The following is a 26,802-nucleotide window of genomic DNA, read 5'->3' as shown; positions in this document are numbered from 1 at the left end:
TTCCCTGCTGGTGGAGTTGCCTCTTCTTTTGGTTTCTCAGTAGGCTTTTCAGCTACTTTTTAGTACCCCTTTTTATTATTTGGGGTTGTGACACATATTTATCATTATTCATGAGCTCTGTTGAAACTACATTTCCATTTTCATAGGTAGTTCTATATGCCTTAGCTTTATATCCTGGCGATCCTGGTTGAGTAACTTTTTCTGTTCCTACAGGTAGGGTTGGATCATCTTCATATTTTACAGTTACAGGAATTGTCTCATAGATTTCTGAACTAAAGCTATAAGTCTTTCCGCCCTTAGCTACAGAGTTTGAATATATATTAAATGTTACATTTCCACCACTAGTATATCCTTCTATATATATAGGATATTGATAAGGGTTTGTAAACACATAATCTATCCAACCATAAGCAATAGTTGCATCAAGTCCCGCAGGTACATACGGTACTGTCATATTATGATTTAATCTTTGATCTGGAAGTATTCCTGAGTCTAATACAGCATTATGAAGAGTTGAAGATACTTGGCAAATACCTCCACCATATCCAACTACAACTTTATCTCCTTCATAGACTCCACCTGGTTGATACCCTTTATCTGGAGTAGTGTCACCAACAATAGTATTAAAACTAAAGCTCTCTCCTGGCATTAATACTATACCATTTACAGTTTTAGCTCCTAATGATATATTAGTACTTTTGTTCCAGTTTGAAGTTCCAAAGGTAGTAGTTTTAGTGCCAATTACTGTATCAATAGTTGATAGCTTTTCCTTAGTTCTTGTAGGTACATCATCTTTTATAGTTGCAACTACTTCTATGTTTCCCTCTTTACTTTCTGTTACTTTAGCATTAATATCATCAATTAATGCTTGTACATCTAATCTCTTACCAATTACTTCTTCAGTAACATTAAAATCTAAGCCTGATTTTGTTATAGTAGCCTCCTGTTTATCAACATTAATTTCACTTTCCATAGTATTAGCAACAGTATTTATAATTTCATTATTATATGTAAATGTTATTGGAAAGTCTTTTGCTTCAGGACTTGTTATGGCTTTCAATTTGTCTATATATCCAAGATCCCTATTATACTTAAAGGCTTCGTTTACGGTTTCCGCTATATTAAACTCTACATGCAAGTCGGTATAGTTAATAGCGTATTCCTTATCTCCAGCTTTAATTTTAATGTTTCTGCTACCAATCTCATCATTATATTTACTATTTAGTTCTTGTATTACTTGGTCCTTTGTTTTACCACCTATATCTATGCCCTCAATAGATGCACCAGGCATAATTAAATTTTCATATTTAGATACAGTAGTATATATATATGTTGTTGTACCTATAAATACTAAAAGAACTATAGTTATTACGGAAGAAATTGCTATGATCTTAGATTTTTTGTTAGATTTTTTCACATCTGGGTTTGGTGAAAGCTCTGTGTTATTCTCACCATTCTCTAGATTCATATCCATAGTAACATTCCTTTCATTTTACAATTAAAATATTGAATTAACATATAAAGTATACCATATATTAATCATATTTTCATTACGATTTTATTACAGAATTGTTCTCTATTATAAATTTTTAACAAAGTGTTTTTACGTATGCAATCTATTTATTATATTTCTATCCATTTTCTCTTTTACAGACCTCTCACTAACCCTTAACTTTCCATTTTCCTTAGTAAGAGTTACATTCCTAACCTCCTTGTCCTTAACCTTTGCATTAATATCATTATTAATAAGTTCTTCTGTTTTCTCATTTAATAGATTTGCAACTTCACTTCTAGTTTTTCCTACAATCTCAATGTCTTCTATAAAAACTTGAGGATAAATTTTATCTTCATGACTACTAACAGTACGTTTCATATACCCGTAGTAAAATAAAAGATACACTACGATAAAATCAACTATTAATGCAATAATAATTAAAATAATATTTTCATTATTTCTTCTTCTCTCTCTTCTTTCCATATAAAATTCTCCTCTCATCATATTTAAATTAGCTTGTGTAGTATTTCATGAAATATTCTAGATAAAATAGAAAATCAGCTCATTGCATAATTACAATGAGCTGATTTTTTATTTATATTTTAAAAGTTATAGCCAATTGATAATTTAAAATCCCCATATAGATTTTAAATAAATTAATAAAATTATAAATTTAATATTTTGTAATCCTTAAAGGGCTATTTTTTATCACACGTAAGAGTTAGGGGACTCTTTTTATATGATAAAATTTGAATAATCATTTAGCCTAATTAAAGAAATATAAAATATTTTCTTTTCTCGCTTTGCTCGTAGGGACACTCCTTCTCACATGCGTGGTATAGAAGGAAACTCCTTTTCACTTTGTTCAAATGAGTAAGTTCCCACTACTAAACCATAGATTTAGATGGTCACTTAAGTTCCACTAACCAAATCATAGATTCTCTTTCTCGCTTTGCTCGTAAGGACACTCCTTCTCACATGCGTTCGAATGAGTAAGTTCGAGTAACAAAATCAAAGATTTTGACTCTCACTTATCTTTCTATTACTATTGCAATTCCTTGTCCGCCACCTATGCATAGTGTAGCAAGACCTTTTTTATCATCTCTTTTAATCATTTCATAGATAAGAGTAGTTAATATTCTAGCTCCTGATGCTCCAACTGGGTGTCCAATAGCTATTGCTCCACCATTAACATTTACTTTGTTCATGTCAAATTTTAAATCTTTAGCTACTGCTAATGATTGTGCAGCAAAAGCTTCGTTTGCTTCTATTAAGTCTAAATCTTCAACTGTTAATCCAGCTTTAGATAAAGCTTTTCTTGTAGATTCAAATGGTCCATATCCCATTATTTGTGGATCAAGACCTGCTGATGCATAAGATTTTATAGTTGCAAGGTATTTAACTCCTAATTGCTCTGCTTTTTCTTTAGACATAACTATAAACATAGCTGCTCCATCATTTATTCCTGAAGCGTTACCAGCAGTAACTGTTCCACCTTTTTTGAAAGCTGGCTTAAGTTTTCCTAACTTTTCTATTGTTGAACCAAATTTAGGGAATTCATCTGTATCAAATACAATTGGATCTCCTTTTCTTTGTGGTATTTCTACTGGTACTATTTCATCTTTAAATCTTCCTTCTTTTACAGCTTTTTCAGCTTTTAATTGGCTACTTAAAGCAAATTCGTCTTGCATTTCTCTTGTAAGACCCCATTTTTCAGCTATGTTTTCTGCTGTAACTCCCATGTGATAATCATTGAATGCATCCCAAAGACCATCTTTAATCATAGTATCAACCATAGTTCCATCGCCCATTCTTTGTCCCCATCTAGATGTTGGTAATACATATGGTGCATTACTCATAGATTCTGTTCCACCACAAAGGATTATGTCTGCATCTCCTGATTTTATTGCTTGTGCTGCTAATGTTACAGCTTTTATACCTGAACCACAAACTTTATTAATACTAATTGCTGTAGATTCTTCTTTTAATCCAGCTTTTAAAGCTACTTGTCTTCCAACATTTTGTCCAAGTCCTGCACTTAGAACATTTCCTATGATAGCTTCATCTATAATAGCTGGATCTATTCCTGCTCTTTTTATTGCTTCTTTTGCAGCTACAGCACCAATTTCTGCTGCTGATAATTTTGATAATGAACCTCCAAATGATCCTACTGCTGTTCTAGCAGCACTTACAATAACAACTTCTTTCATCTTTAAACTCCATCCTTTTCTTTATAAATAGTTTATTGTATCATTGGACTATTTTCTTAACTTATTATATTGAAAATATAAAGTAAGCTAAGTTTTAGTCGCTAGATTATATTTTTCTAACTTAAAATAAGCTGAACCATTAAAATTAAGTTAGAAGTTATCTTATCCCTTGTTTTATATTTTAACATAGGGTTGCTTAAGCTATGGTTATTACTCTTATTTATAAAGCAATTTCCATGCCAACTTCTACAACCCCCTAAATATCTAATTTCTTATAAATATTAAGAAATAAAACTGTAAACTCCAGTTTACAGTTTTTCCTTAAACAAATCTTTGTTAATATTATAACTTTAATGTTAAATAAATCACCTAAAGTAAAATCAATAATTAGCACATTTTTATTTCTACCCATTAATACATTTTATCTAATTAAAGGCTTAAATATCCAAAATATTACATCTATGTAAACTAAGTTTACATGTGTACTTTAGTTTACACCATCCTAAATTTCTACACCAAACCTTTTCATTTTCTTATATAACCCTTGGCGACTAATCCCTAAAACTTTAGAAGTTTCATTTTTATTACCATTAAACTTCTCTAAAGTTTCTATAATTACTTGCTTTTCTATTTCATCTACAATATCTTTAAGTTGTTTATTTTCATAGTCTATCTTTTTTTTATTGCAATCTAATATTTTTGCTGGTAAGTGCTCAGGTAAAATTTTAAGCTCAGTATTAAGTAGATTTATTGCTCTTTCAATAACATTTTCTAGCTCCCTAACATTTCCTGGCCAATTGTAGCATTTAAGACAATCTAGAGCCGCATCTGTTATTCCTTCACTATATATTCCATACTTATTGCATAGTTTAACTCTTAAGGACTCTGCCAGTGGTCCTACATCTTCTATTCTCTCTTTTAGTGCCGGAAGTTTAACATGCATAACATTTAATCTATAGTATAAGTCCTGCCTAAATTTTCCTTCCTGAGTTAGTTGTAATAAATTTTTATTTGTAGATGCTATAATTCTTACATCTATTTTCCTTATATCGTTACTACCTACTCTAACAATTTCTCTATCTTGAAGAACTCTTAGTAGCTTTACCTGCATAAAAAGTGGCATATCCCCTATTTCATCTAAAAGAATAGTCCCTCCATCTGCAAGCTCAAATTTACCTTTCATACCAGTTTTTTTAGCGCCAGTAAATGCTCCTTCTTCATATCCAAACATTTCTGATTCAAATAACTCTGTTGGTATGGCTCCACAGTTTATTTTTACAAAAGGCTTCATTGCTCTTTTACTGCCATTATGTATAGACTGTGCTACCAATTCTTTTCCTGTACCACTCTCACCAGTAATTAATACAGACGAATCACCTCTCGCAATTCTCTCAGCAAACTTTATAGCATGTAAGAAACTTGGACTATTTCCTATAATTTTATCAAAGGTATATGTTGCTTTATTTCCCACAGTAAGCTCATTCTTATAAAATTGAATTTCTTTTTCTAGATTAGATATCTTACTACTTAAAATCCTAAAATTATCTATATCTTTAAACATAACTCTACCGATAGCACCTATAATTTTTCCATTGATTATTATAGGCACTCTCATGGATATCATTTTATGTTCCTTAACCTCTTGTATATCTCCAACCTCTTTAAATCCATTTTTAGCTATTAAATGTAATTTTGTATTAGGTATAACCTCAGTTACATGTTTTCCCTCTGGTTCTTTACACCCCAAAAACTCCTTATATCCATCTGTCATCATTGTGATAATCCCATCTTCATCAACCACTACAATGTATTCATTTAAACTATTTAATGCAAAATTGAGTATTTCCTCATCAATCTTCATATACTTCCCTCCTAAACAAAATACATCACTTTAAGTTTCCAATTACTAAATATAATTATACCATCTACATATATATTTTTAGTGGTTTAGTCTATTTTAATTAAAGCTATTCTTCAATTAATTTCATGATCAAATTTAATGTAAACTTATATTAAAACCATTGGTTATCTAAACCAAAAATCTTTTTTAAATGTTCTACTGCAAAGTTACTTGTAATTCCAACAAATATACCAGTTCCTATACCCGCTACGCTCATCACAGGTAAATATAACATAACACTCATAGTTTCTACTATTAATGAAGCTGCAAATAGTTGTCCTATATTATGAAATACTGCACCTACACAGCTTACCCCTATAATACTTACCTTATCTTTTCCTAACGATTTTGTAATCACCATAAATATATAACTTAAAACACCACCAGATAAACTATATAATAAACGAGATACACTGCCTCCAAACATTACAGAAAGTAAAATTCTTAAAAATAACACTAAAAAAGCTTCCTTATAGCTTAAGGTATACAGTGCTATTACCGTAATAATATTGGCAAGCCCCAACTTTGTGCCCGGAGTTATAAATGGTACTGGTATCATTCCTTCAAATATATGTAGAACTAATGACATAGCTATCAATAAGGATATATATATCATTTTTCTAATACTTCTACTAACTTCCTTATTATTCATTATCTTCACCTCAACGAGAAATCACATCTTCCTCTTCACTATTCTTTTGTTCTCCTACAATCTCAATAACTAATCTGTTAGGCAGGCATACTATTCTTTCTCCTACTTCTCCTATAAATCCTTCCCTTATACATATTTCATCTTTACAATTAGCCTCTACAATTCCTATTTTACCATCATGAATAACAACCTTATTAATCCCATAGGATGATTCAATCATAAATTCTTCATCTAGTCCATCTGTTAACTCAACCCTCTTTTGTTCTTTACCATCTACAGAAATAACAGCATAATTATCTCCATTATAACCACTCTGATAATTTTTTAGCATTATATATGGTATAAATGATATTGCTAGTAATATTATAATTATTACTATATCCATCTTTTTAATCAATTTCATCTCTATTCTGCTCCCATATCTTTTAATAATCCTTCAAATACATTAATTTTAACCTTTTATTTTTACTATACCAATATGTTAACCTAAATTACTTGTGGATTAAAGGGTTTCAAAAAAATAATTCAAATATTTATTAGTATAAAGGAATGTACTATTTTCATTGTAACTTTATACAAAATTCTGCTACACTCATACTAAAGTTTATAAATAAATTTTTAACAAACCATATAGAAATATATTTACTATTTTTTTATTATAGTTTATAATTAAATTATAAAAATCACCTATGGTTTTTGTAAAAACAAGAATTTTTTTAGGGGGACATATATAATGAATAAAAAAGTTATAGCTTTATTATCTTCAGTAATTTTAACTGCTGGAATGTTAGTTGGTTGTGGATCAAAAGGAATGAAAGATGGTACTTATAAATCTGAGTTCGATTCTTTTGATAATCATGGTTGGAAAGGACAAGTTGAAATTACAGTAGCTAATGGCAAAATCACTGATACTAAATTTGACTATGTAAATGAAGCTGGAGACCTAAAAAGCAAAGATGCTAATTACCAAGCGACCATGACAAACGCATCTGGAATTGGTCCTGTTGAATTCTCAACTCAATATGCAAAAGCTCTTGTAGAAAAACAAGATTCTGAAGCAGTTGATACAATAACTGGAGCAACTACTTCTGGAGATGACTTCAAAACTTTATCTAAAGCAGCTATTCAATATGCAAATAGTGGCAAAACTGAAACTGCAGTAGTTAAAGCAGCTAAATAATATCCCCACAAATATGATATGAATTATAAGACTTTAGGATATCCTAAAGTCTTATATTTATTTAATCCTTTTTATCTGATAGCTACTAATTTAACGAACTCTGTTTATTTTTTATTTAAAAGTTCCTTGTGATGAATTATAATGTTATTATATAATTAATTCTATAATTTAACTTAATAATCTATAAATTTTTATTTAATTAAGTATTAAAGTTTCATATTACTATACATATATAAGGAGGCCTCTATGAAATTCTTAAAAAAACTTTCCTGTCTTTTAATATTATTTTTAATGACTATTATAGTTGCAGGATGTGCGAATCAAAAATTACCTAATAATCCAACTAGTAAAACAGAACTTGTTATTGGTACTGTTTGTACTATAACTCTTTATGATAAAAATGATGTAGCTATAATAGATGAAGCCTTTGCTCGTTTAAGAGAATTAGAAAACATATTAAGTATAAATAAATCTAATACAGAATTAGATAAAGTAAATGAAATGGCTGGTATAGAGCCTGTAGAAGTTAGCGATGACACCTTTAATGTGGTAAAAAAGGGACTTGAATATTCTAAGTTATCTGGTGGTGCCCTTGATATTACCATCGGACCACTAGTAAAATTATGGGGAATAGGTACAGATAGTGCTAGACTTCCATCAGAAGATGAAATTAATGAAAAAAAAGCTTTAGTTGAATATAATAAAGTTGAAATAGATGAAACTAAAAAAAGTATATTTCTAAAGGATCCTGATATGATTATAGACTTGGGTGCTATAGCAAAAGGATATGCAGCTGATGAAGTAGTTAAAATTCTAAAGGATGCTGGAGTATCTAGTGCAGTTATAGATTTAGGCGGAAATATATACGTAATTGGTGATAAAATAGATGGTTCTCCTTGGAAAGTTGGAGTTCAAAACCCTGAAAAATCTGACAGTAATACCATTGGATTTGTAAGTGTTAGTAATAAATCTATTGTAACCTCTGGGATATATGAAAGATATTTTGAGCATGAAGGTAAAGACTATCACCACATTCTAAATCCCGAAACAGGATATCCTTATGATAATAATATTTTAGGTGTATCTATATTATCTCATACTTCTATTGACGGAGATTCTCTTTCAACTACTTTATTTGCCCTTGGTGTAGATGAAGGATTAAAGCTTATTAATTCCTTAGATGGCGTAGATGCAATTTTTATAACTAAAGACCATGAGTTATATCTAACCGATGGTTTTAAGGAAGTATTTACTCTTACAAATAATAATTATAAAATAAAGAAATAATAAAGAAGCTGTGGATCTTACCACAGCTTCTTTATTATTTGGATTAACTAATTTTTTTATTTTGCAACTTTATAAAATGTTGAGTTTATTTTAAAATAATGCTTTTGTTTTAAATTAATTTGTAGCATTTACTCTTATTATATATTACATTATTATCAAGTTGTTTAGTATATTTTAATATCTCTGCATCTACAAATTTCATAAGAACTTCTAACTCTTCATTTTTCTTTATAAATCCTTCATGAACCTTTGTCATATCCATCTCAGCTTGTTCCACTACACTTTTGTCTAATGCAATATCTTCTAGGGTACCTTCAAATATATCCTTTACTTCTTTCTTTAATTTATCAGAAAGACCTTTTAAGTGCTCTATTATATTGTTACTCAATACAGTAGCTATATTATCTTTATTTTCTATAACTTGATTTTTAATTTTAATTCTAGTATTCTCTGCCTTTTCTTCTGGTTTCATAAACATTACCTTAATTCCATCAGCTACTGTATTTAAGAATTTTTCACTTGGAATTACTGTAACTTCATAATTAATACTATTTAAGAACTCATCATGTAATACTAAAAATTCCTTCAATAACTCTTCAAGTGGTATTATATCTAAAGTTTTAACCTTACTTCTAAAATCTCCATAAGCAGATATTACAGTATCTCTATTTTCATTTATCTTTTCTATAGTATCTTGATGATATCCATAAAGCTTTGAATACTTAGTTATATAAACTTTAAATTGCTCCAGCATTAGATCATAGATGTTTTTATTACACCAATTTACGATCGCCTTACTAAATATCTTTTCAGCCTTTTCCTTTAACGCTGATGTTTCCTCTAAATCATCTATTGCACCTAAATTCTTTTCTATAAGATCAGGAATAATTATTGATATCTTTTCTTCAGCATATTTCCCTAAGAACTCCATATCACCATCTATTTTATTAATAAACTCCTTATAGTTTGACTTAACTTCACCGTCTAAATTTATATACTCTGCCACACATTCTTTAAGAGTGTGCCTTCTTTCCTTATAAACTCCATTTTTAAACTTTATGTCTTCTCGAAGTCTATCTAAGGTTTCATTTATATTATTCTTGAAATCATTAAATTTCATATTTATTATGTCTTTAGGAGTTTGTCCTATAAATGCTTCTAATAATTTTTTAGAATTTGAAAAATCTTTTAAGTTTACTGTTTTAATCTCTTTTCTATAATCTAGCATATTCTCTAATAAAGCTTTATTATAAATTATTGTTTCATCTTTATAATCTCTGCTCTCTGTATTTATAAAAATAACTAATCTAGTATTATTACTCACCTCTAATATATGTTTAATATAAGTTACATCAATATCTCTTAAATCTTTATGACCATCTATTACAATGATGTTCTTATCTGCAATTTTACCATGAATAGCTTTATCATAAGTAATAATGCATTTATTATAATCTCCTAACAAGTTACTTTTTGTAATCACTTTACAGCTATAATTATCTTTAATATATGATTTTAAATCTATTTCTTCACTATCTATAAATACAATATCCTTATCTTGCAGAAAAATCTTCTCTCCAATAATATTATTAAAAATTTCTTCTACGTGCCTATCTTGTATTGCATTAATACCTATTATTGTTTTCTTGCTAGTAGTTCTAATAAAATCACCAATGTCAAACTTAGATTCTATTCCATAGCTTGTACATATATCTTTTACATTATTATATAAGAACACCCAAGGATATTCTCCTAAATTATAAATTTCCTTTTTAGTTTCTTCTATAGATATTTCCTCACATTTTTTTATATAATTGTGTAATTCTTTATTTGTATTAAACATTTCAATTATAGATGACAATTTAGTTGCAGCTTCCATTGCTTTTTCATAATCGTCATTTTGAACTGTAGCATTCATTAAATAGAATGTAAAGTCAAATTCATACTCTCTTAAAAATACTTCTTTATATTTTCTTATTCTTATATCTTCATAAATTTCATTCAATACACCTATGGCTTCAGCACAATTTATAAAATCTCCATGCATATAATCAATGGTGTTAAAACAGTTTCTTAGGTAGTTTAAAACTTTAGTAAGTTGTTCTTTCTCTTGTCTAATTCCTTTATATAAACTTAAAATTAAAGTGCTCCACTCTCCAATTTTAAGGTCTTCCATCAACATATTACAGAATTTTATCACCTTATCTGTACACTCTAAATCTAAGTATTCCGCATCTGTACATATGGCATTCATTGCATTTATCCAATGAGTAATACTACTCTTGCAATATTCTTCTGTTGAAATACCTATAGCACTAGAGTAAGCTTTCTCTCTAGTTAAATACTCTACAGCATCTATATTAATTCCCTTATAAGAAGATAATAGTTTTATTACATTTCTAGCTGCCTCATTAGCTTTATCTCTAAGATTTAATTCCTTACTTGCTCTGTATACGCAATAGTTTTTTTGTATGTATAGTAATTCTTCTTCTCCAATTATGCTCTCATATAAATATAGTGCTTCTTCAACTTCAACCATATCTCCAAGATTTTTTCTCGCCCACATTAATAGTTCAAAAAATACTACTCCCCTTTTACATTGAATTTCGTCGGTCTGAAACCTATTTCCGCCTTTCAGAAATTCCTCCATAACTTCTATCACCTTAGAAAAGTATTCTTTTGATAACTGTAATTCTTCTTTTTCAAAATATATTTCACCTAGGGAATAATATGACAATATAAGATTTCTAAAATCTTCATACACCATATTTCCAATCACTTTATAGTCTAACTTTTCTATCATCTTTCTAAAGAATTCAATAACGTTTACTTCATTTATATCTATGTTAAATATATTTTTAAGACACCAGTTATAATAATGCTTTATTGTTAAACATGGCTCACATGTGATATCACTGTTTGTAATATCTAGATAAAAATTTAATTTATCTAAGTTTTTTTCACATTGTTGAAGAAATTTCATTTGTTTCTTTAAAGACATCTCGTTTACTCCCCTTACTCTATTTACTCATATCTTTTGATTTGTCCATGAATTTAACCATATCTTCTATCACTACACTCTTATATTCTATTCATTTTTATTAATAGCTATAGGATTAGGAATACTAACAACTAATATTTTACATATTCTATTAGTATAATTAGCATAGTTATGATTAACTGAAGATTTAAAATGTGCTGAATCTCCTGGATAAAGATATTGCTTTTCATCATTTATAAATAATGTAATAACTCCTTCTAGCACATAGATAAACTCCTCACCTTCATGACGATAAGTACTTAAATTCTCGTCAGTATCACTAGGCAATATTTCAATTAATCTAGGCAATAGAGCTTTCTCTTCAGGATTATTTGATAATATATAATTTATATGCATAGCATTATCTATTTTATATATATCTCTTTCGTAGCTTTTTTGTATGAACCTTTCCCTTCTCTTACTAGTTGATAGTAAAAAATAGGATAATTCAACGTCTAAAGCTTCTGCTATATTTAGTAAAGAATCTGTAGCTATACTGGTAAGGCCTCTTTCTAATTGAGATAAGAATCCAGTAGATAAAGATGTTTTTTCGCTTAGTTCTTTTAATGTCATCTTTTTGTTGGTTCTAAGTTCTTTAATTTTACTTCCTATGATTTTATTCAACAATTTCACCTCTTTGTTAAATTCAGATTTTTATATTAATATTATTACTCAATACCCAAGTATTGTCTAGTTAACTTTTAAATTTGGTAAATAAATTTTATAGTTATAAATAAATATCTAAAAAATTTTTATTAGAATAAAGGATATATTAAAATATCTTTTAATATATCCTTTATTCAACTTTTTATATCTGTTATAACTTTTATTTATTATACTATTCTTACTTACTACTAATTACATTCCTTTTACTATTATCGTAACTATATACTTTATTCTTTTTAATTAGTTATCCTTTTTAACATTTTTTTCATATCTAGCGAAAAGTGCTAAAGCAACTATTGAGAAGAATATTGGTCCTGCTATACTCCATATAGTTTTAGCTACATCTCCACCTATGGCTGGTTCAATGATAGAGAAAAGATTAGCAAATCCAACTACAGCTGTTACTACAATCGTTAAGAATATAGTTACACCTTTGCTCTTGAAAACCACGAAAGGCTTTTCAATTTCGTCTCTTTTTTTGAAGGATATAAATGCTCCAGCTAAGAACATGTATGGAATTGTCATAGCTACATTAGTCATAGCTACAAGAATATTAAAGAATTCTGACATGGCATTTCCACCAAAGGCTACTAACAATATTATGGTTATTACTACAACTGCTTGAATAACCATTGCATTTATAGGCATACCTTTTTTCATTTTTGCAATTGAATCTGGGAATAATCCCTTAGGTGCTCCTGATATTAACTGTTTAAGTGGAGCATAAGTCATAGTAAAAAATGCACCCATAAGTGCAAGCAGCATAGATAATCCTACGAATCTCGCTACCCAATTCCCCATTTGTGTTGCCACAGCTTCAGTTGCTCCAAAAGCTGCTCCTAATTGATATCCTAAGTTATTCATTATAAGATATCCTACATTTCCCATATGAACTATATCCCCATATTTACCATTTGCTCCAAGTATAGCATCCCAATTTGTGAATATTCCAGTACAGAATAATCCTACTGCATATCCAACAGCTATAATTATAGCCGATACAGTAAGCCCTTTAGGGAAGTTTTTCTCTGGTTCATCAGTTTGGTCAACTAATCCTCCAACTACTTCTATACCCCCAAAGGCAAATATAGCAAACACAAGGAATGACATTATTGATATTGGAGTTTGATAAGCTGGGTTAGGTGATGAGAAAAAAGATGATGCATCAACTATTGGTTGAGCTAATTTTCCCCCGTTTCCTATTAATATAGCTATAGCACCCACTATCAACACAATGTTAAGTGCTGCTACTGCTGTACCACCTATAGAAGTAATCTTTTTAATTTTTTCTATACCTTTAGTTGATATAAAGGTAACAAATACAATCCAAAGAGCACCAAGTACTCCAAGAGTTTGAGGACCGCTTAATCCAAATATAGACCACGTACTAGTTGTGTCTGTTCCCATAATTGCATTAGATAGTGGTACCCATATTCCTGAAGATATATTTACCATCCATATTACTGCTGAAGCATACCACATGAACGTTCCTACAAAGGCATATTTAGCATTGACAGATTTCTCCATCCAAGAGTAAATTCCTCCTTTTTCATCCTTGAATGCTGACCCATATTCTGCCATCATAAATGCAAAGGGAATAAAGAACAGTATTCCAGCTCCGATAAAGAATGATATAGAACCATATCCCATTAAATAGAAGGATCTAGGCATGTTATTAAAACCATATACAGATGTAAAAATCATTAATATTAGTGCGGTAATAGATAACTTTTCTGCACTACTTTTGTTTGATGACATTATTTTTCCTCCCTTGTAATGCTATTAATTTAAAAATTAATTTTATCTAGTACTTATTTAAATAAGTACTCTTAATTTATTCTTTGCTATAAGAAAATAAATATGTAATAAAAATGGAGCTTTCGCAAAATATATCACTAATCTTATATAGAATGCTGAGCTTGCACTTTTATATTATTGTTAGCGAATGCCATTTGGATAAGTTCGAATAACTAAATCTTGGATTTAGTTATTCGAACTTAGTTCTTCTGATTAATTAGAAGAACCTCCTTAGATTTGCTTAGTATTTATGAATGATAAAATCGTAAAGCAACACAAATTGTTTGGGTGTATACAAATTGTTGTGTTGTAGATTTTTCCTTGAATAAATACTTTAGTAAATCAATATTCCGAAACGGCTGAGCGTTAATAATATCTGGGAATGCTCAACATTTCTTTTAGATTAGTTTATTTTGCCAAAGCCCCATATTTTAGATTGCCCTAGTTGCATTCTTTAACCATGAAATCTCATCTTCTGATAAGTAAGGACTTAATCTCTCAAATACCTTTTTATGATAGTCATTTACCCAACATTTTTCATCCTCGTTAAGTAGTGATACTTCAATAGCATCTAATTCATAAGGACATAAGGTTAAATCCTTAAAGCACATAAACTTACCAAAGTCATTTTCTTCTCTTACTTGAACAGCTATTAAATTTTCAATTCTTACACCATGATTACCAGCCTTATAAACTCCTGGTTCATTAGATACTATCATGCCTTCTTCTAAAGCTACTGGATTTAACTCTCTTCTTATTCCTTGTGGGCCTTCATGTACATTAAGTAAATATCCAACACCATGTCCTGTTCCATGCTTAAAGTCTAATCCTTTGCTCCAAAGAGCTCTTCTTGCTAAAATATCAAGGCTACATCCTGGAGTTCCTTCTAAAAATACTGCTGTAGAAAGATTTAAATGACCTTTTAATACTAAAGTATAATCCTCTTTCTCCTCCTCTGTAAGTTCTCCAAGAGCTATAGTTCTTGTAATATCAGTAGTTCCATCTAAGTACTGAGCTCCAGAATCTACTAAGAATAATCCTTTTGATTGTAGCTTTGAATTAGATTCTTCAGATGCTTTATAGTGAATTATTGCTCCATGAGGTCCATATCCTGCAATAGTATCAAAGCTTACATCTATAAAATCTTTACCTTCTGCTCTGAATTTTTCTAGTTTTTCAGCTGCTGATATTTCTGTTATCTCTTGATTATTTACATTTTCTTTTATCCATTTAATGAACTTTACCATAGCTATTCCATCTTTAATATGAGCATTTTCTATATTTCTAAGTTCTACAGGATTTTTTCTAGCCTTTAGATCTGTAGTTATATTTCTCTTTTCTATTATATTAACTTCTTTATTGATGGCTTCCTTAAGCCATACATTAGTCTTACTTGGGTCAAATGTAATAGTGCCTTTAACTAACTTAAGATCTGATACAATGTCATTATAATCTTTTATAGTTATAGACTTACTACTTAGCATATTCATAATTTTATCATTTAATTTTTCTTTATCTATGTATAGATTATATTGACCATCACTAATTAAGAAATAACTTAAAAATACTGGATTACATTCTACATCTCCACCTCTTAGATTTAACAGCCATGCTATGTCATCTAAGGATGCTAATAGTAAATTATTTGCATGAATCTTATTCATTCCTTCTTTTACTAAAGCTAGCTTTTCTTCTACAGTTTTTCCAGCATAAGAATCTTCATGAATAAACACTTTTTTATTCGGCATAGCTGGTCTATCTCTCCAAAGCTTATTGAAAATGTCTTCTTCCGGGTTTATCTTAATTCCATTTTCTCTAAATGCTCTCTCTAAATCATGAAATTCAGAAACAGTGAACACCTTTCCATTAAAACTTACAGTACCGCCTGATTGAACATTATCACAAATCCATTGCGTATACGTTTTAACTCCAGGTTCCCCCATACGCTCTAAAATATATTCTGTACCCTGTATCTGCTGTTCCCCCTGAAGAAAATATCTTCCATCTACCCATAGATGTGCTTCTTTATCGGTTATAACAACTGTTCCAGCTGATCCAGTAAATCCTGAAATCCATTGTCTTACTCTAAAATAATCACTTACATATTCACTTCCATGATTATCTGAGCTCGGAATAATAAATGCATCTATGCTTCTTTCTTTCATTAAACTTCTTAAACTTGAAACTCTTGATTTAATATCCACTTTAATCTCTCCTTATAAAACAAATTTTATCAGTATTTATTATGAACTCTATTTCTTAGTATAATACGCAATTCCCACTGTTTTAGGTCCTACGTGGCATCCTATTACAGGTCCAATACATTGTATTCCCACGGTTAATCCTAAAGCTTCTTTAATTTTATTGGCTAAAGCCTTTCCTTCTTCTTCACAATTTATATGATGGACTATTAGTTCTCCAAGTCCTTCATTTTTTATATCTTCTTGTAGTTTTTCTATCATTTTGCAAATTGCCTTTTGTTTAGTTCTAACTTTATCAAAAACTGAAGTCTTTCCATTTTCTACAGTAAGTATCGGTCTAATTTGAAGAAGTGCTCCAAATAAAGCAGCTGCTCCACCTATACGGCCGCCTTTTTTTAAATACTCTAAGGTATCTGGTACAAATAAAAATCTACTTTTACCTTTTATAGCCTCTATGCCATCTATAACTTCATCCATAGACTTACCTTCTTCAATTAGCTTTGCTGCCTCAAGAACTGCATATCCCATCTGCATACAGTTAGATTCTGAATCTATAACTTCCATTCTACAATTAGGATATTTATCCATTATCATTGTTTTTATTAGCTGATTACACGTAGAATATGTACCACTCATTTCTGATGAGATAAAAATTCCTAATGCATCATCTCCGTTTCCTATAACCTGATCAAAACTATTAAATAAATCATCTATACTAGGTTGAGATGAAGTAGGTATACTATCTAAATTTTCCAGAGCTTCATAAAACTCATTATTTTGAATTTCCACTTCTTTGTTAGCTACATTATTTATAACTACACCTAAAGAAACTAAAGTAATATCATGTTTTTCTATAAGCTCTTTTGGTATATAACTAGTACTGTCTGTTATTATCTTTATACTCATAAACCATGCCTCCAAATAGCAATAATTCTATATTTATTATCTAATATAATCATAATTAATATTTATATGTTCACAATATGTTCACAATATATTCACATATTGTGAACTAAATTTGTATCTCAAATTTAAAACTTAAGATACAAATTATAGTATAACAATACAAAATATTATATAACTACATAAACAATATTATGATTATATCAATACTAGATTTAAAAATATATAGCTAAATAATATTTTTCTTAAAAAATAGTACTACTAATTAATATAAATAAAGCAAGCTCTACAATTTCATTATTAGCACCTAAAGTATCTCCAGAATGCCCTCCTATTTTACTATTGCAAAAGGAATTAAATAATAGAGTAACTATAAGTCCACCAAGTAAAAGTATCAGTATATATTTCACATTAAATAATAAGCTTCCAATAAGTAAGGTCAGCGTCATAGCTCCTGTAAAATATATTCCATTGGTATTTCCAATGTATAAGTTACCAGTGCCGTCCTTTTTGGCTGTTTTTCCTATTAAAGCTATAAACACAGTAAATAACCTACTGATCATAGGTACTACTATTATCATATATTCCATAGATTTCATACCTATATAGTATATTCCTAAAGCTTTTACTGCTATATCTATAATCATAGCTAACACTCCAAAGGAACCTACTCTACTATCCTTCATTATCTCGATTATTCGCTCTCTACTTCTAAATGAAAAGAAACCATCACAGGTATCTCCTAATCCATCCATATGAAGTCCACCTGTAATTATTATTCCTACTATAACCGTAATTATGGCAACCACAGGTAATGGTAGCCATAAAGATGTAATATAAAAAACAAAATATTCAATGGCTCCAAGGATAGCTCCCACTACTGGGAAATATAAAGTAGCCTTTCTAAAGTTCTCTTTTTCACAAGCTAATGATATATTTACTGGTATTCTAGTTATAAATTGAAACAGCAAGAGAAAGTTATTAAAGAAAATCTTTTCTTCTCCTATAGCACCAAATATCATAATAGCTAGTATAGCTAAAATTATTAAACCTCTAATCATAACAATACACCTAACCTATCCCTTTATTCTCAAGCCTTGTCCACAACACACCAAATACACTTCATCACAGATATTTGCTATATGTTGGTTTATAAAGCCTTGAATATCTCTAAAAACTCTAGATAGTTTATTTTCTGGTACTAACCCCCATCCAATTTCGTTAGTAATTAACACCACATCTTTATCTAGCTCTTTACATTTTTCTAGAAACAATGTAAATTGATTTTTTATACTACTGCATATTTCATCTACTTTTCTATCATCTATATTGTCATAATCTGTTGTAATGTCAAACATTAGATTAGTAGTCATTATAGTAACACAGTCAAGAAAAATATATTTTTCATCAAAATTATCTATTTTTTTATGTAATTCACTATAGCTTTCCAAAGTTCTCCACTTTTTATTTCTACTTTCTTTATGCTTTTCTATTCTATGCTTCATTTCATCATCTGTAACTATAGCTGTTGCTATATACAATACATCATCTGTATCTTTAAGTAGATTTTCTCCATATTTACTCTTTCCACTTCTGCATCCACCTGTAACTAAAGTTAATTTACTCATTTTTTTCTCCCTTTCTTTCCAATCTATAAATTAATATATTTCTTAACTACTATACCTATTAAAATTCCATAGGAATTATACTATCAATATAAAAATACCCATATTCTAATTTAATTATGGACAAATCAGCATTTCTAGAATTAAATCTCCAGTAATTATCTAAACTACCTTCTAATATATAAGTATATATAGTTCTTATAATTCCACCATGGGTACATATTAGTACATTTTCAACAGATTCTTTCTTTAAATCATCCATAAAATCCTTCACTCTATTATAAACTTGGACAAAGCTTTCTCCATTTTCTGGGCAATAATTCTTCCAGTTTTTCGTCCATCCATCATATTCTGACTTAAATGACCTTTGCAGCTGATTATAGTTTCTTCCTTCAAATATTCCAAAGTTTCTTTCATTTAATCTAGAATCTACTACGAAATCTTCCCCTTGATATATTTTTTTAAGTGTTTCCTTTGCTCTTTTCTTTTCACTACAAAAGACTTTATCGAAGTTTATATGCTGCAATTTTTCCCCTAATAATTCGGCTTGCTCCATCCCCTTTAATGTAAGTTGACAATCTATATCTCCATAGTAAGTCTTTTTTATATTCTCTTCTGTCTCACCATGTCTAACTATATATAGCTTCATATATTACACTTCCTTTTTAATAAGTTCTACAAATAATAAACTCTATACATTCTTTTTATATTACTATTTGTTTCTTATATCTACATAGTCTTTTTTATCTATACCAGCTTCATCAAAGGAATCCATCTTACTTATAGTGAAAACTGCACTTTCTATTATTCCAAAAGCGATTGGACATCCACTACCTTCACCTAGTCTCATACCTAAATTAAACATTGGTTCAAGTCCTAAAGCTTTCATCGCATATTGCGCTCCTGGTTCTGCTGAAAGATGAGAGGCAAACATATAATCAGAAGCCTTTGAGTTTAATTCCTTCGCGCAAATAGCTGCAGCTGATGATATAAGCCCATCTATTACCACTGGTACTTTATATATAGCTCCACCCAAAAACACTCCACAAAGTCCAGCTATATCAAAGCCACCAATCTTACTTAACACATCTATTACATCATTTTTGTTAGGCTTATTGATTTCAAGAGATTTTTTTACCATAGCCTTTTTGTGAGATAGTCCATCATCAGTTAGTCCTGATCCTTTACCGACTATTAAATCACTATCGATACCTGAAAATAAACTTATTATGGCAGCTGAAGTAGCCGTATTTCCTACTCCCATTTCACCTGTCCCTATTAAATCATAGCCCTGCTTCTTTAAATCCTTCACAACTTCAATGCCTGTCTTTATGGCTTTAATAGCTTCCTCTCTAGTCATTGCTGGACCTTTGCTCATATTACTTGTCCCATATCTTATCTTTCTATTGATTATTCTAGGATCATTAAAGTCCTTATCTACTCCTATATCTACTATTGTAGTATCACTATTATAGTACTTACTTAATATACATACACCAGTAGTGCCCTTCGCAAAGTTTTCTGTAACCGTAGCTGTTACTTCTCTTGGACATGATGAAACTCCCGATTCTTGAATTCCATTATCAGCACACATTATAACTATATTTTTCTTATTTATTTCTTTTACGTGTTCACCTTTAATCCCACTAAGTTTCACAACAATATCCTCTAAAACTCCTAGACTTCCTATAGGCTTGCTTAAATGATCAATATAATTTTTAGAATCATTCATAGCTTTCTTATCTAAATTTTCAATACGACTTAATAACTCTTTTAATTCTTCCACTCTCATCACTCCATATAAAATTATTCTTTAAAAAGCTTTATTAATAATCAAAACACCCTTATCCTCTAAGATAAGGGTGTTAATACACATAACTAAATTTATTAAACTAAAAAATAGTTTGATATACTCTTCCCTCCGAAGATCTCAACTAACAAAGCCTTAGGCAGGTCTCCTGACTCACGGCTTATCCTCCTCATTTCCTTCCCAGTAAAATACCAGTGGTATCATGATTTGTATCCGTACACAGTAGCGGGGGCTGTAGTGGATTTTAACCACTTTCCCTATTAAACTTAAAGTACCCTAAACTATTATTCAACTAAGTTAAATTATATACTACTAACATAACTTATTCAATATTTATTTAGATTAGCTCATTTTGCGAAAGCCCATTTATTTTTGATTAAATCCTTTATTACAAATCCTAATCCTTTATCTTCTCTAACAATTCTAATATTTCTATATACATCCATACCAATGTGACTAAAATAGAAAAGGCTCCGTACCATTCCATATATTTAGGTGCCCCATATCTTGATACATTATATACAAAGTCATAATCTAGTAAAAGGCTTGAAGCTGCTACAAATACAACAATTAATGATGTTAGAATGCCTAAAGGGCCATTAGAATGAATAAATGGAATTCCTATACCAAATAAAGACAAAACAAAGGTTAAAATATAGGATAATCCAATTCCTATTATTGATATAGTTATGATTCTTCTAAATCTTCCGCTTACTCCATCAATACTTTTATAAATCATCATAACTGCTAATGCTGTTGCTATGGTAAGCATAATTGCAGATAAAACTATTCCCGGATACCACCTCTCCGCAAAATAAGAAATACTTCCTAGCGCTAGTCCTTCAAAAATAGCATATATAAAAGAAGTTATTCTAGATATTTGTGGTGAAAGGCAAGTTAATATAGCTACTATGAGAGCTCCTATAATTCCTATAATTATTAGTTTATTAGCTGTATATCCTTTACCTGTGACAAGCAAATTCCATGTATACCCAGCGGATATAGCTAATACTAATAACAATAATATGGTCTTTATAGAGGTTCCAGCTACAGTCATAACTTGTGAAGCTCTACTACTCTTAGTCCGCTTAAACCCTTTTTCTAAAAAAATATTTCCATCTCCCATAAAAATCCCTCTTTCTTTTATTAATATTATAAATTCTTTCCTCAATGTCACATTATATACCATATAATGTAAAAATTTAAACATTAATATTAACCAAATATACATAACATTTTTAATTCTTTCATTCCTCTTGAAAAACTTTTAAAATAGCGGATAATTATAGTTGATAAGTAATATCATTTGAATGACATTTAATAAAAAACTATGTATAATAAGTCCTATTTTAAATAACTTTACCTGTTGTGATAGTTATGATTATACTATGGATAACCCCTGTTTTATTAAGAGCTTGAAAGGTAAAGCTCATGAAATATACATAGATAATCAACATTTTAAAATGTCAAAATTATAAAATTTTAAGTAGTTAAATAGTTCTCTTTATAACTTTTTAAAATGTTAAAATGCTCCTTATATAGTTAAATATATATTTATTTAGGAGCCTTTATATATCTATAATTAGGTGAATGGATATTGTTATGAGAACTTTATATTTCAAATAATGCAATATGCTAGCCTATAAAAAATTATCTTAAGATTGGAGACATACTATGAGTAATAGAATTAAAGGAATATTATTGATTATTTTATCTGCCTTTGGCTTTGCAATGATGTCTGCCTTTGTAAAATTATCTGGGGATTTACCATCTATGCAAAAGTCCTTTTTTAGAAACATAGTTTCTTTTATTATAGCTTTTGGAATGATTCTGTATCATAAGGAAAGCTTCTTTGGTAAAAAAGAAAATCAGAAACTACTTCTTATGAGATCTGCTTTAGGTACATTAGGTGTAGTATTAAACTTTTATGCTATTGACCATCTAATTCTTTCTGACGCCAATATGCTTAATAAGCTAAGTCCATTCTTTGTAATACTTTTCTGTGCAATTTTTTTAAAAGAAAAATTACAACTAAGGCATATTGCTATCATTGCTGTTGGTTTTCTAGGATCACTTCTTATTATAAGACCAGCCTTTAATGTAGATGTAATTCCTTATATTATTGGACTTTTATCTGCAATATTTGCGGGAGCTGCCTATACCTGTGTTCGTGCTATTGGAAGCCGTGAAAAGCACTATACTGTAGTATTCTATTTTTCTTGCTTTTCAGTGATTACCATCCTCCCATTTATGATAGCATCCTATACACCTATGACTTGGCTTCAATTTATCTACTTAATGCTAGCTGGTATGTTTGCAACTATAGGACAATTTGGAATCACTCTTGCCTATAAGTATGCACCTGCAAAAGAAATATCAATCTTTGATTATTCTAACATAATATTTTCAGCTATAATTAGTATGGTGATATTTGATCAATTACCTGATGCACTAAGTATTTTAGGTTATATAGTTATTTTCTCAGCTTCTCTTTATATGTTTATGTATAATAAGAAATTAGATAAAATTAAATAATCTTTTGTAGAAAAGACCTCAAACTGACTTCAAAGCTAGTTAAAGGTCTTTCTTATTTATACTTTATATACTCTCATCATAATATTTCATACTATTTTTTACACTGTGATTTATTATCTGTTCATCATTTTCTTATCCTATCTAATATTTTTATTATTTCTATTTATATATTCATCTTCCTTATTTAAATTTACTTTACTGTTCTAAAATCCTCTGTTTTATATTTAATTTAATAATTTAACGGAAATCTTTAGTAAATCTTAAGATTTATTTAAGATAATTCTTATATTTATCATATAATATATAACTATAATAAAAAATAATTATTGAAATCCTACAATACTTCTTAAGGAATACTTTAAAGTTTAAAGGTTCTTTAAATTTGGAATTAGTTTATTACCGTACTTAAAAATTGTCTTTGCTAAGTACAACTTATTCTCCTAATAAAAGCAATAAGTGATTCATTATAGATTGTAGGATTAGTTGGGGGGTTTAAAATATGAAAATATTAATTCTTACAGGAAAGTTTGGTATGGGACATTATTCAGTATCTAAATCTTTATGTGAACAAATACAATCTAAATATCCTAATGTAGAAGTTGTTATAAAGGATGTTTTTGACTATGCATTACCAAATTACTCTAATGCAATATATAAAGCTTTCAATGTAATGGTAAATAAGGGTAGTGTATTTTATAATCAAGTTTATAAAATCACTGAAAACAGAAAGCATAACATGAGACCTGCATTTTTAAGTTATTTTCTTCCAAGACTTGGTGAACTTATTAAAGATACAGAACCTAATATTATTATTTCTACTCTACCATTCTGCTCTCAGTTAATTTCAAGATATAAGATGAAGTATGATCCTTCTCTACCTCTTATAACTTGTATAACTGATATTAGTAGTCATTCAGAGTGGATTAATGATAATACTAATTTCTATTTAGTCGGAAGTAATTCTCTTAAAAAAGATTTAATTCTAAAAGGTGTCCCTGAGAGAAAGATATTCATTAATGGAATACCTGTGAAGGAAGAATTTAAAAAATCCATCACTAGTAATCCTTCTAATGAAAAACATCTTCTCATAATGGGTGGAGGTTTAGGCTTATTACCTAAATCAAAGGATTTTTACAGACAGCTTAATGCCTTAATAAATGTTAAAATTACAGTTATTACAGGAAATAATACTGAGATTTATAATATGCTTCATGGTAAATATGAAAACATTGATGTGCTTGGATATACTGATGAGGTTTATAAATATATGCAACAGGCAGATTTAATACTTTCTAAACCAGGTGGAATAACTTTATTTGAAAGTATCTTCTCTGAAACACCTTTAATTGCATTTAAGCCTTTTCTTCAACAAGAAATCAATAATACTAACTTTATATTAAATAATCGTATTGGGAAGGTTCTTGATACAAGCCCAGATAAGTGTTTTGATAAAATAAAGAAAATTATTTATGATGATGCTACTTTAAATAACCTTTGCAATAATATAAAAAATTTGAAAAAACAATTTGATTGTACAGTAATTGAAAAAGTATTACTTACTTTAGAACCTAATATGGACGGAGTGTGTGCTTAATGTACTTTATTATTTTAACAACTATCATTGCAATTATTTTTTTAATTCATTCAGTTATACCAACTATATATAATAAATATATAAATTCAAATATTGTTAAGCATACTAATAAAGATAATGAAATCATGCTAACCTTTGATGATGGTCCTGACGAAAGATATACCAACAAGCTTCTTGATGTACTTAAAGAAAATGATGTTAAGGCTACCTTCTTCGTAGTTGCAGAAAATGCTAAGAAGAATCCTCATATAATACATCGTATTCATGATGAAGGTCACACCATAGCACTACATTCTTTAAGTCATCGAAATGCTTTATTTTATAGCTATAGATATACTAAAAACGACTTTGAAAAAAGCATAGAGATAATGAAAAATTTTAATTATCATATTAACTACTATAGACCTCCTTGGGGTCATAGTAATATCTTTACAAACTTTTTTGTAAAAAAATATAACTTAAAGATGATTTTATGGGATGTTATGGCTGAGGATTGGAGTAAGCATGCAACAGTAACCTCTATCTCTTCAAAGCTCTTACTTCGTACTGATGAGAATTCTATAATATGCCTCCATGATGCAGGTGAAAATTCTGGTGGTGCTTTAGATGCTCCCCTTAAAACTATTGAGGCATTAAGTATGGTCTTAGGTAAGTTGAAGCAAGACGGTTTTAAATTTATAACACCAGAAAGGTTAGGGTAATAATTATGGAGAAATCTATAAAAGAAAAAAAGTTTAATAAGTATTATGGAAGTTTAATTTTTATGATTTTGCTTATTGCTATTACCTTCTATTTACTTTTTAAAGATGTTCCAATATCATCACTAATTTCAGTAATAAAAACCGTTAATCCTATTTACTTATGTATAGCATTTTCTATGATGCTTCTATTTATAATTTTTGAATCTTATATTATTTATATTATACTTAAAAGCTTAAAGAAAAAAGTTTCTTTTAAAAAATGTATTGGTTATTCCTTTATTGGTTTTTACTTTAGCGCCATAACACCTTCAGCATCTGGTGGTCAACCCGCTCAAGTCTACTATATGAATAAGGATGATATAAATATCTCTTATTCATCTTTAACTTTATTAATAATTGCTATAGTATACCAAACAGTAATGCTTTTATATGGATTACTTATGTATCTTTTTAAATACACCTTTATTACAAATAACGTAAGTAACATTAAATGGCTATTAATCTATGGAGTAGTGATAAATTTATTTATAATAGGTTTTATATTTGCAGTTATATTTTCTAAAAATTTAGTTGGTAAGTTTATTAAATTTATTGTTGTACTCTTATCAAAATTTAAGATTATAAAAAATGTAGAACATACTCTATCTAAAATTAATGTTCAGCTTGATGAATATACTCATGGTGCTAAATATATTAAAAATAATCCTTTACTGCTTGTTAAGGTTTTAGGATTTACAGTTTTACAACTTACATCTATGTATTTAGTTCCTTATTTCATATATAAATCTTTTGGATTAAATACTTATGGTATTGTGGATGTACTTTCAATTCAATCCTTATTAACTATAGCAGTCTCTTCTCTGCCATTACCTGGAGCCGTAGGTGCCACTGAGAGTAGCTTTATGATATTATTTAAGATATTCTTCTCAAAAGAATTACTACTTTCTGCAATGCTATTAAGTCGTGGAATTAGCTTTTATGCCTTCCTATTAATAAGTGGTATAGTAACTATCATTATTCACATCAAAGCTAATTATAAACAAAAAGCTCAATATAATGTCTAGTAGTTATTTTGTTAATCTATAAGTTTTTTAAAGTTTCTACATTAAATTTACTTACAATTATAGATTCCGCTAAAGAATGTTAATGAATTTTATTTATTGGAACTTATATCTATATTAAAAATAATAGGTTATATCTAAATAT

The 26,802-nt window shown here is 29.1% G+C and carries 22 protein-coding genes and 1 riboswitch; of the genes, 6 read left to right on the top strand and 16 right to left on the bottom strand.

Annotation, left to right across the window (positions count from 1 at the left end; genetic code table 11):
• Positions 1-52 precede the first annotated feature (52 nt).
• From B3W71_RS12815 to B3W71_RS12790, 6 genes are all read right to left on the bottom strand, one after another.
• Complete coding sequence (locus B3W71_RS12815; RefSeq protein WP_346889324.1) at positions 53-1,474, bottom strand: VanW family protein; 1,422 nt, start codon at positions 1,472-1,474, stop codon at positions 53-55.
• Positions 1,475-1,603: 129 nt separating this feature from the next.
• Positions 1,604-1,978, bottom strand: coding sequence for a hypothetical protein (locus B3W71_RS12810; protein WP_346889323.1), 375 nt, complete (start codon positions 1,976-1,978; stop codon positions 1,604-1,606).
• Between the two features lie 548 nt (positions 1,979-2,526).
• Positions 2,527-3,705 carry an acetyl-CoA C-acetyltransferase gene (locus B3W71_RS12805; RefSeq protein WP_346889322.1) on the bottom strand — a complete coding sequence of 393 codons (1,179 nt, stop codon included), beginning with the start codon at positions 3,703-3,705 and terminating at the stop codon, positions 2,527-2,529.
• Positions 3,706-4,207: 502 nt separating this feature from the next.
• Positions 4,208-5,566 (bottom strand): sigma-54 interaction domain-containing protein, encoded by a 1,359-nt coding sequence (locus tag B3W71_RS12800; RefSeq protein ID WP_346889321.1) that lies wholly within the window; start codon positions 5,564-5,566, stop codon positions 4,208-4,210.
• Between the two features lie 151 nt (positions 5,567-5,717).
• Positions 5,718-6,257, bottom strand: coding sequence for a Gx transporter family protein (locus B3W71_RS12795; RefSeq protein WP_346889320.1), 540 nt, complete (start codon positions 6,255-6,257; stop codon positions 5,718-5,720).
• Positions 6,258-6,267: 10 nt separating this feature from the next.
• A complete protein-coding gene (locus B3W71_RS12790; RefSeq protein WP_346889319.1) occupies positions 6,268-6,660 on the bottom strand; it encodes a NusG domain II-containing protein in 393 nt (130 codons plus the stop codon).
• 330 nt (positions 6,661-6,990) lie between these two features.
• Here B3W71_RS12790 and B3W71_RS12785 point away from each other — a divergent pair, with 330 nt between their 5' ends.
• Positions 6,991-7,437 (top strand): FMN-binding protein, encoded by a 447-nt coding sequence (locus tag B3W71_RS12785; protein WP_346889318.1) that lies wholly within the window; start codon positions 6,991-6,993, stop codon positions 7,435-7,437.
• Positions 7,438-7,683: 246 nt separating this feature from the next.
• A complete protein-coding gene (locus B3W71_RS12780; protein ID WP_346889317.1) occupies positions 7,684-8,724 on the top strand; it encodes an FAD:protein FMN transferase in 1,041 nt (346 codons plus the stop codon).
• A 109-nt stretch (positions 8,725-8,833) separates the two neighbouring features.
• Here the strand turns inward: B3W71_RS12780 and B3W71_RS12775 are convergent, their stop codons facing one another.
• The 10 genes from B3W71_RS12775 to B3W71_RS12730 form a co-directional block, all read right to left on the bottom strand.
• Positions 8,834-11,725, bottom strand: coding sequence for a hypothetical protein (locus B3W71_RS12775; protein ID WP_346889316.1), 2,892 nt, complete (start codon positions 11,723-11,725; stop codon positions 8,834-8,836).
• Positions 11,726-11,812: 87 nt separating this feature from the next.
• Positions 11,813-12,388, bottom strand: coding sequence for an XRE family transcriptional regulator (locus tag B3W71_RS12770; RefSeq protein ID WP_346889315.1), 576 nt, complete (start codon positions 12,386-12,388; stop codon positions 11,813-11,815).
• Between the two features lie 282 nt (positions 12,389-12,670).
• Complete coding sequence (gene yjeM / locus B3W71_RS12765) at positions 12,671-14,188, bottom strand: glutamate/gamma-aminobutyrate family transporter YjeM (RefSeq protein ID WP_346889314.1); 1,518 nt, start codon at positions 14,186-14,188, stop codon at positions 12,671-12,673.
• Between the two features lie 470 nt (positions 14,189-14,658).
• Positions 14,659-16,431 carry an aminopeptidase P family protein gene (locus tag B3W71_RS12760; RefSeq protein WP_346889313.1) on the bottom strand — a complete coding sequence of 591 codons (1,773 nt, stop codon included), beginning with the start codon at positions 16,429-16,431 and terminating at the stop codon, positions 14,659-14,661.
• A gap of 48 nt (positions 16,432-16,479) precedes the next feature.
• Positions 16,480-17,334: a DegV family protein gene (locus tag B3W71_RS12755; RefSeq protein ID WP_346889312.1), complete on the bottom strand. Its 855-nt coding sequence runs from the start codon at positions 17,332-17,334 to the stop codon at positions 16,480-16,482.
• 242 nt (positions 17,335-17,576) lie between these two features.
• A complete protein-coding gene (gene cobS, locus B3W71_RS12750; protein ID WP_346889311.1) occupies positions 17,577-18,392 on the bottom strand; it encodes an adenosylcobinamide-GDP ribazoletransferase in 816 nt (271 codons plus the stop codon).
• A 15-nt stretch (positions 18,393-18,407) separates the two neighbouring features.
• A complete protein-coding gene (gene cobU, locus B3W71_RS12745) occupies positions 18,408-18,959 on the bottom strand; it encodes a bifunctional adenosylcobinamide kinase/adenosylcobinamide-phosphate guanylyltransferase (RefSeq protein ID WP_346889310.1) in 552 nt (183 codons plus the stop codon).
• Positions 18,960-19,017: 58 nt separating this feature from the next.
• On the bottom strand, positions 19,018-19,605 hold the full coding sequence (gene cobC, locus B3W71_RS12740; RefSeq protein WP_346889309.1) for an alpha-ribazole phosphatase: 588 nt from the start codon (positions 19,603-19,605) through the stop codon (positions 19,018-19,020).
• A 63-nt stretch (positions 19,606-19,668) separates the two neighbouring features.
• Positions 19,669-20,742 (bottom strand): nicotinate-nucleotide--dimethylbenzimidazole phosphoribosyltransferase, encoded by a 1,074-nt coding sequence (cobT, locus tag B3W71_RS12735; protein ID WP_414632027.1) that lies wholly within the window; start codon positions 20,740-20,742, stop codon positions 19,669-19,671.
• 145 nt (positions 20,743-20,887) lie between these two features.
• Positions 20,888-21,060, bottom strand: a riboswitch (cobalamin riboswitch).
• Positions 21,061-21,163: 103 nt separating this feature from the next.
• Entirely contained in the window at positions 21,164-21,892 is a 729-nt protein-coding gene (locus tag B3W71_RS12730) for a Bax inhibitor-1/YccA family protein (protein WP_346889307.1), read from the bottom strand.
• Between the two features lie 548 nt (positions 21,893-22,440).
• On the opposite strand from B3W71_RS12730, the gene B3W71_RS12725 reads away from it, so the two are divergent.
• From B3W71_RS12725 to B3W71_RS12710, 4 genes are all read left to right on the top strand, one after another.
• Positions 22,441-23,301: a DMT family transporter gene (locus B3W71_RS12725; RefSeq protein ID WP_346889306.1), complete on the top strand. Its 861-nt coding sequence runs from the start codon at positions 22,441-22,443 to the stop codon at positions 23,299-23,301.
• Positions 23,302-23,800: 499 nt separating this feature from the next.
• On the top strand, positions 23,801-24,895 hold the full coding sequence (locus tag B3W71_RS12720; protein WP_346889305.1) for an MGDG synthase family glycosyltransferase: 1,095 nt from the start codon (positions 23,801-23,803) through the stop codon (positions 24,893-24,895).
• The gene (locus B3W71_RS12715) at positions 24,895-25,596 is read left to right on the top strand and encodes a polysaccharide deacetylase family protein (protein ID WP_346889304.1); all 702 of its coding nucleotides are present in this window, start codon (positions 24,895-24,897) and stop codon (positions 25,594-25,596) included. The genes B3W71_RS12720 and B3W71_RS12715 overlap by 1 nt, the downstream gene beginning before the upstream one ends.
• Before the next feature lie 5 nt (positions 25,597-25,601).
• Positions 25,602-26,660 (top strand): lysylphosphatidylglycerol synthase transmembrane domain-containing protein, encoded by a 1,059-nt coding sequence (locus tag B3W71_RS12710; protein WP_346889303.1) that lies wholly within the window; start codon positions 25,602-25,604, stop codon positions 26,658-26,660.
• The last annotated feature ends 142 nt before the right edge of the window (positions 26,661-26,802 follow it).

It is taken from the genome of Clostridium sp. UBA1056 (genome assembly GCA_002316385.1).
In the GTDB taxonomy this organism is placed as follows: domain Bacteria; phylum Bacillota; class Clostridia; order Clostridiales; family Clostridiaceae; genus Clostridium_J.
This window is presented reverse-complemented; position numbering and strand designations above follow the sequence as displayed.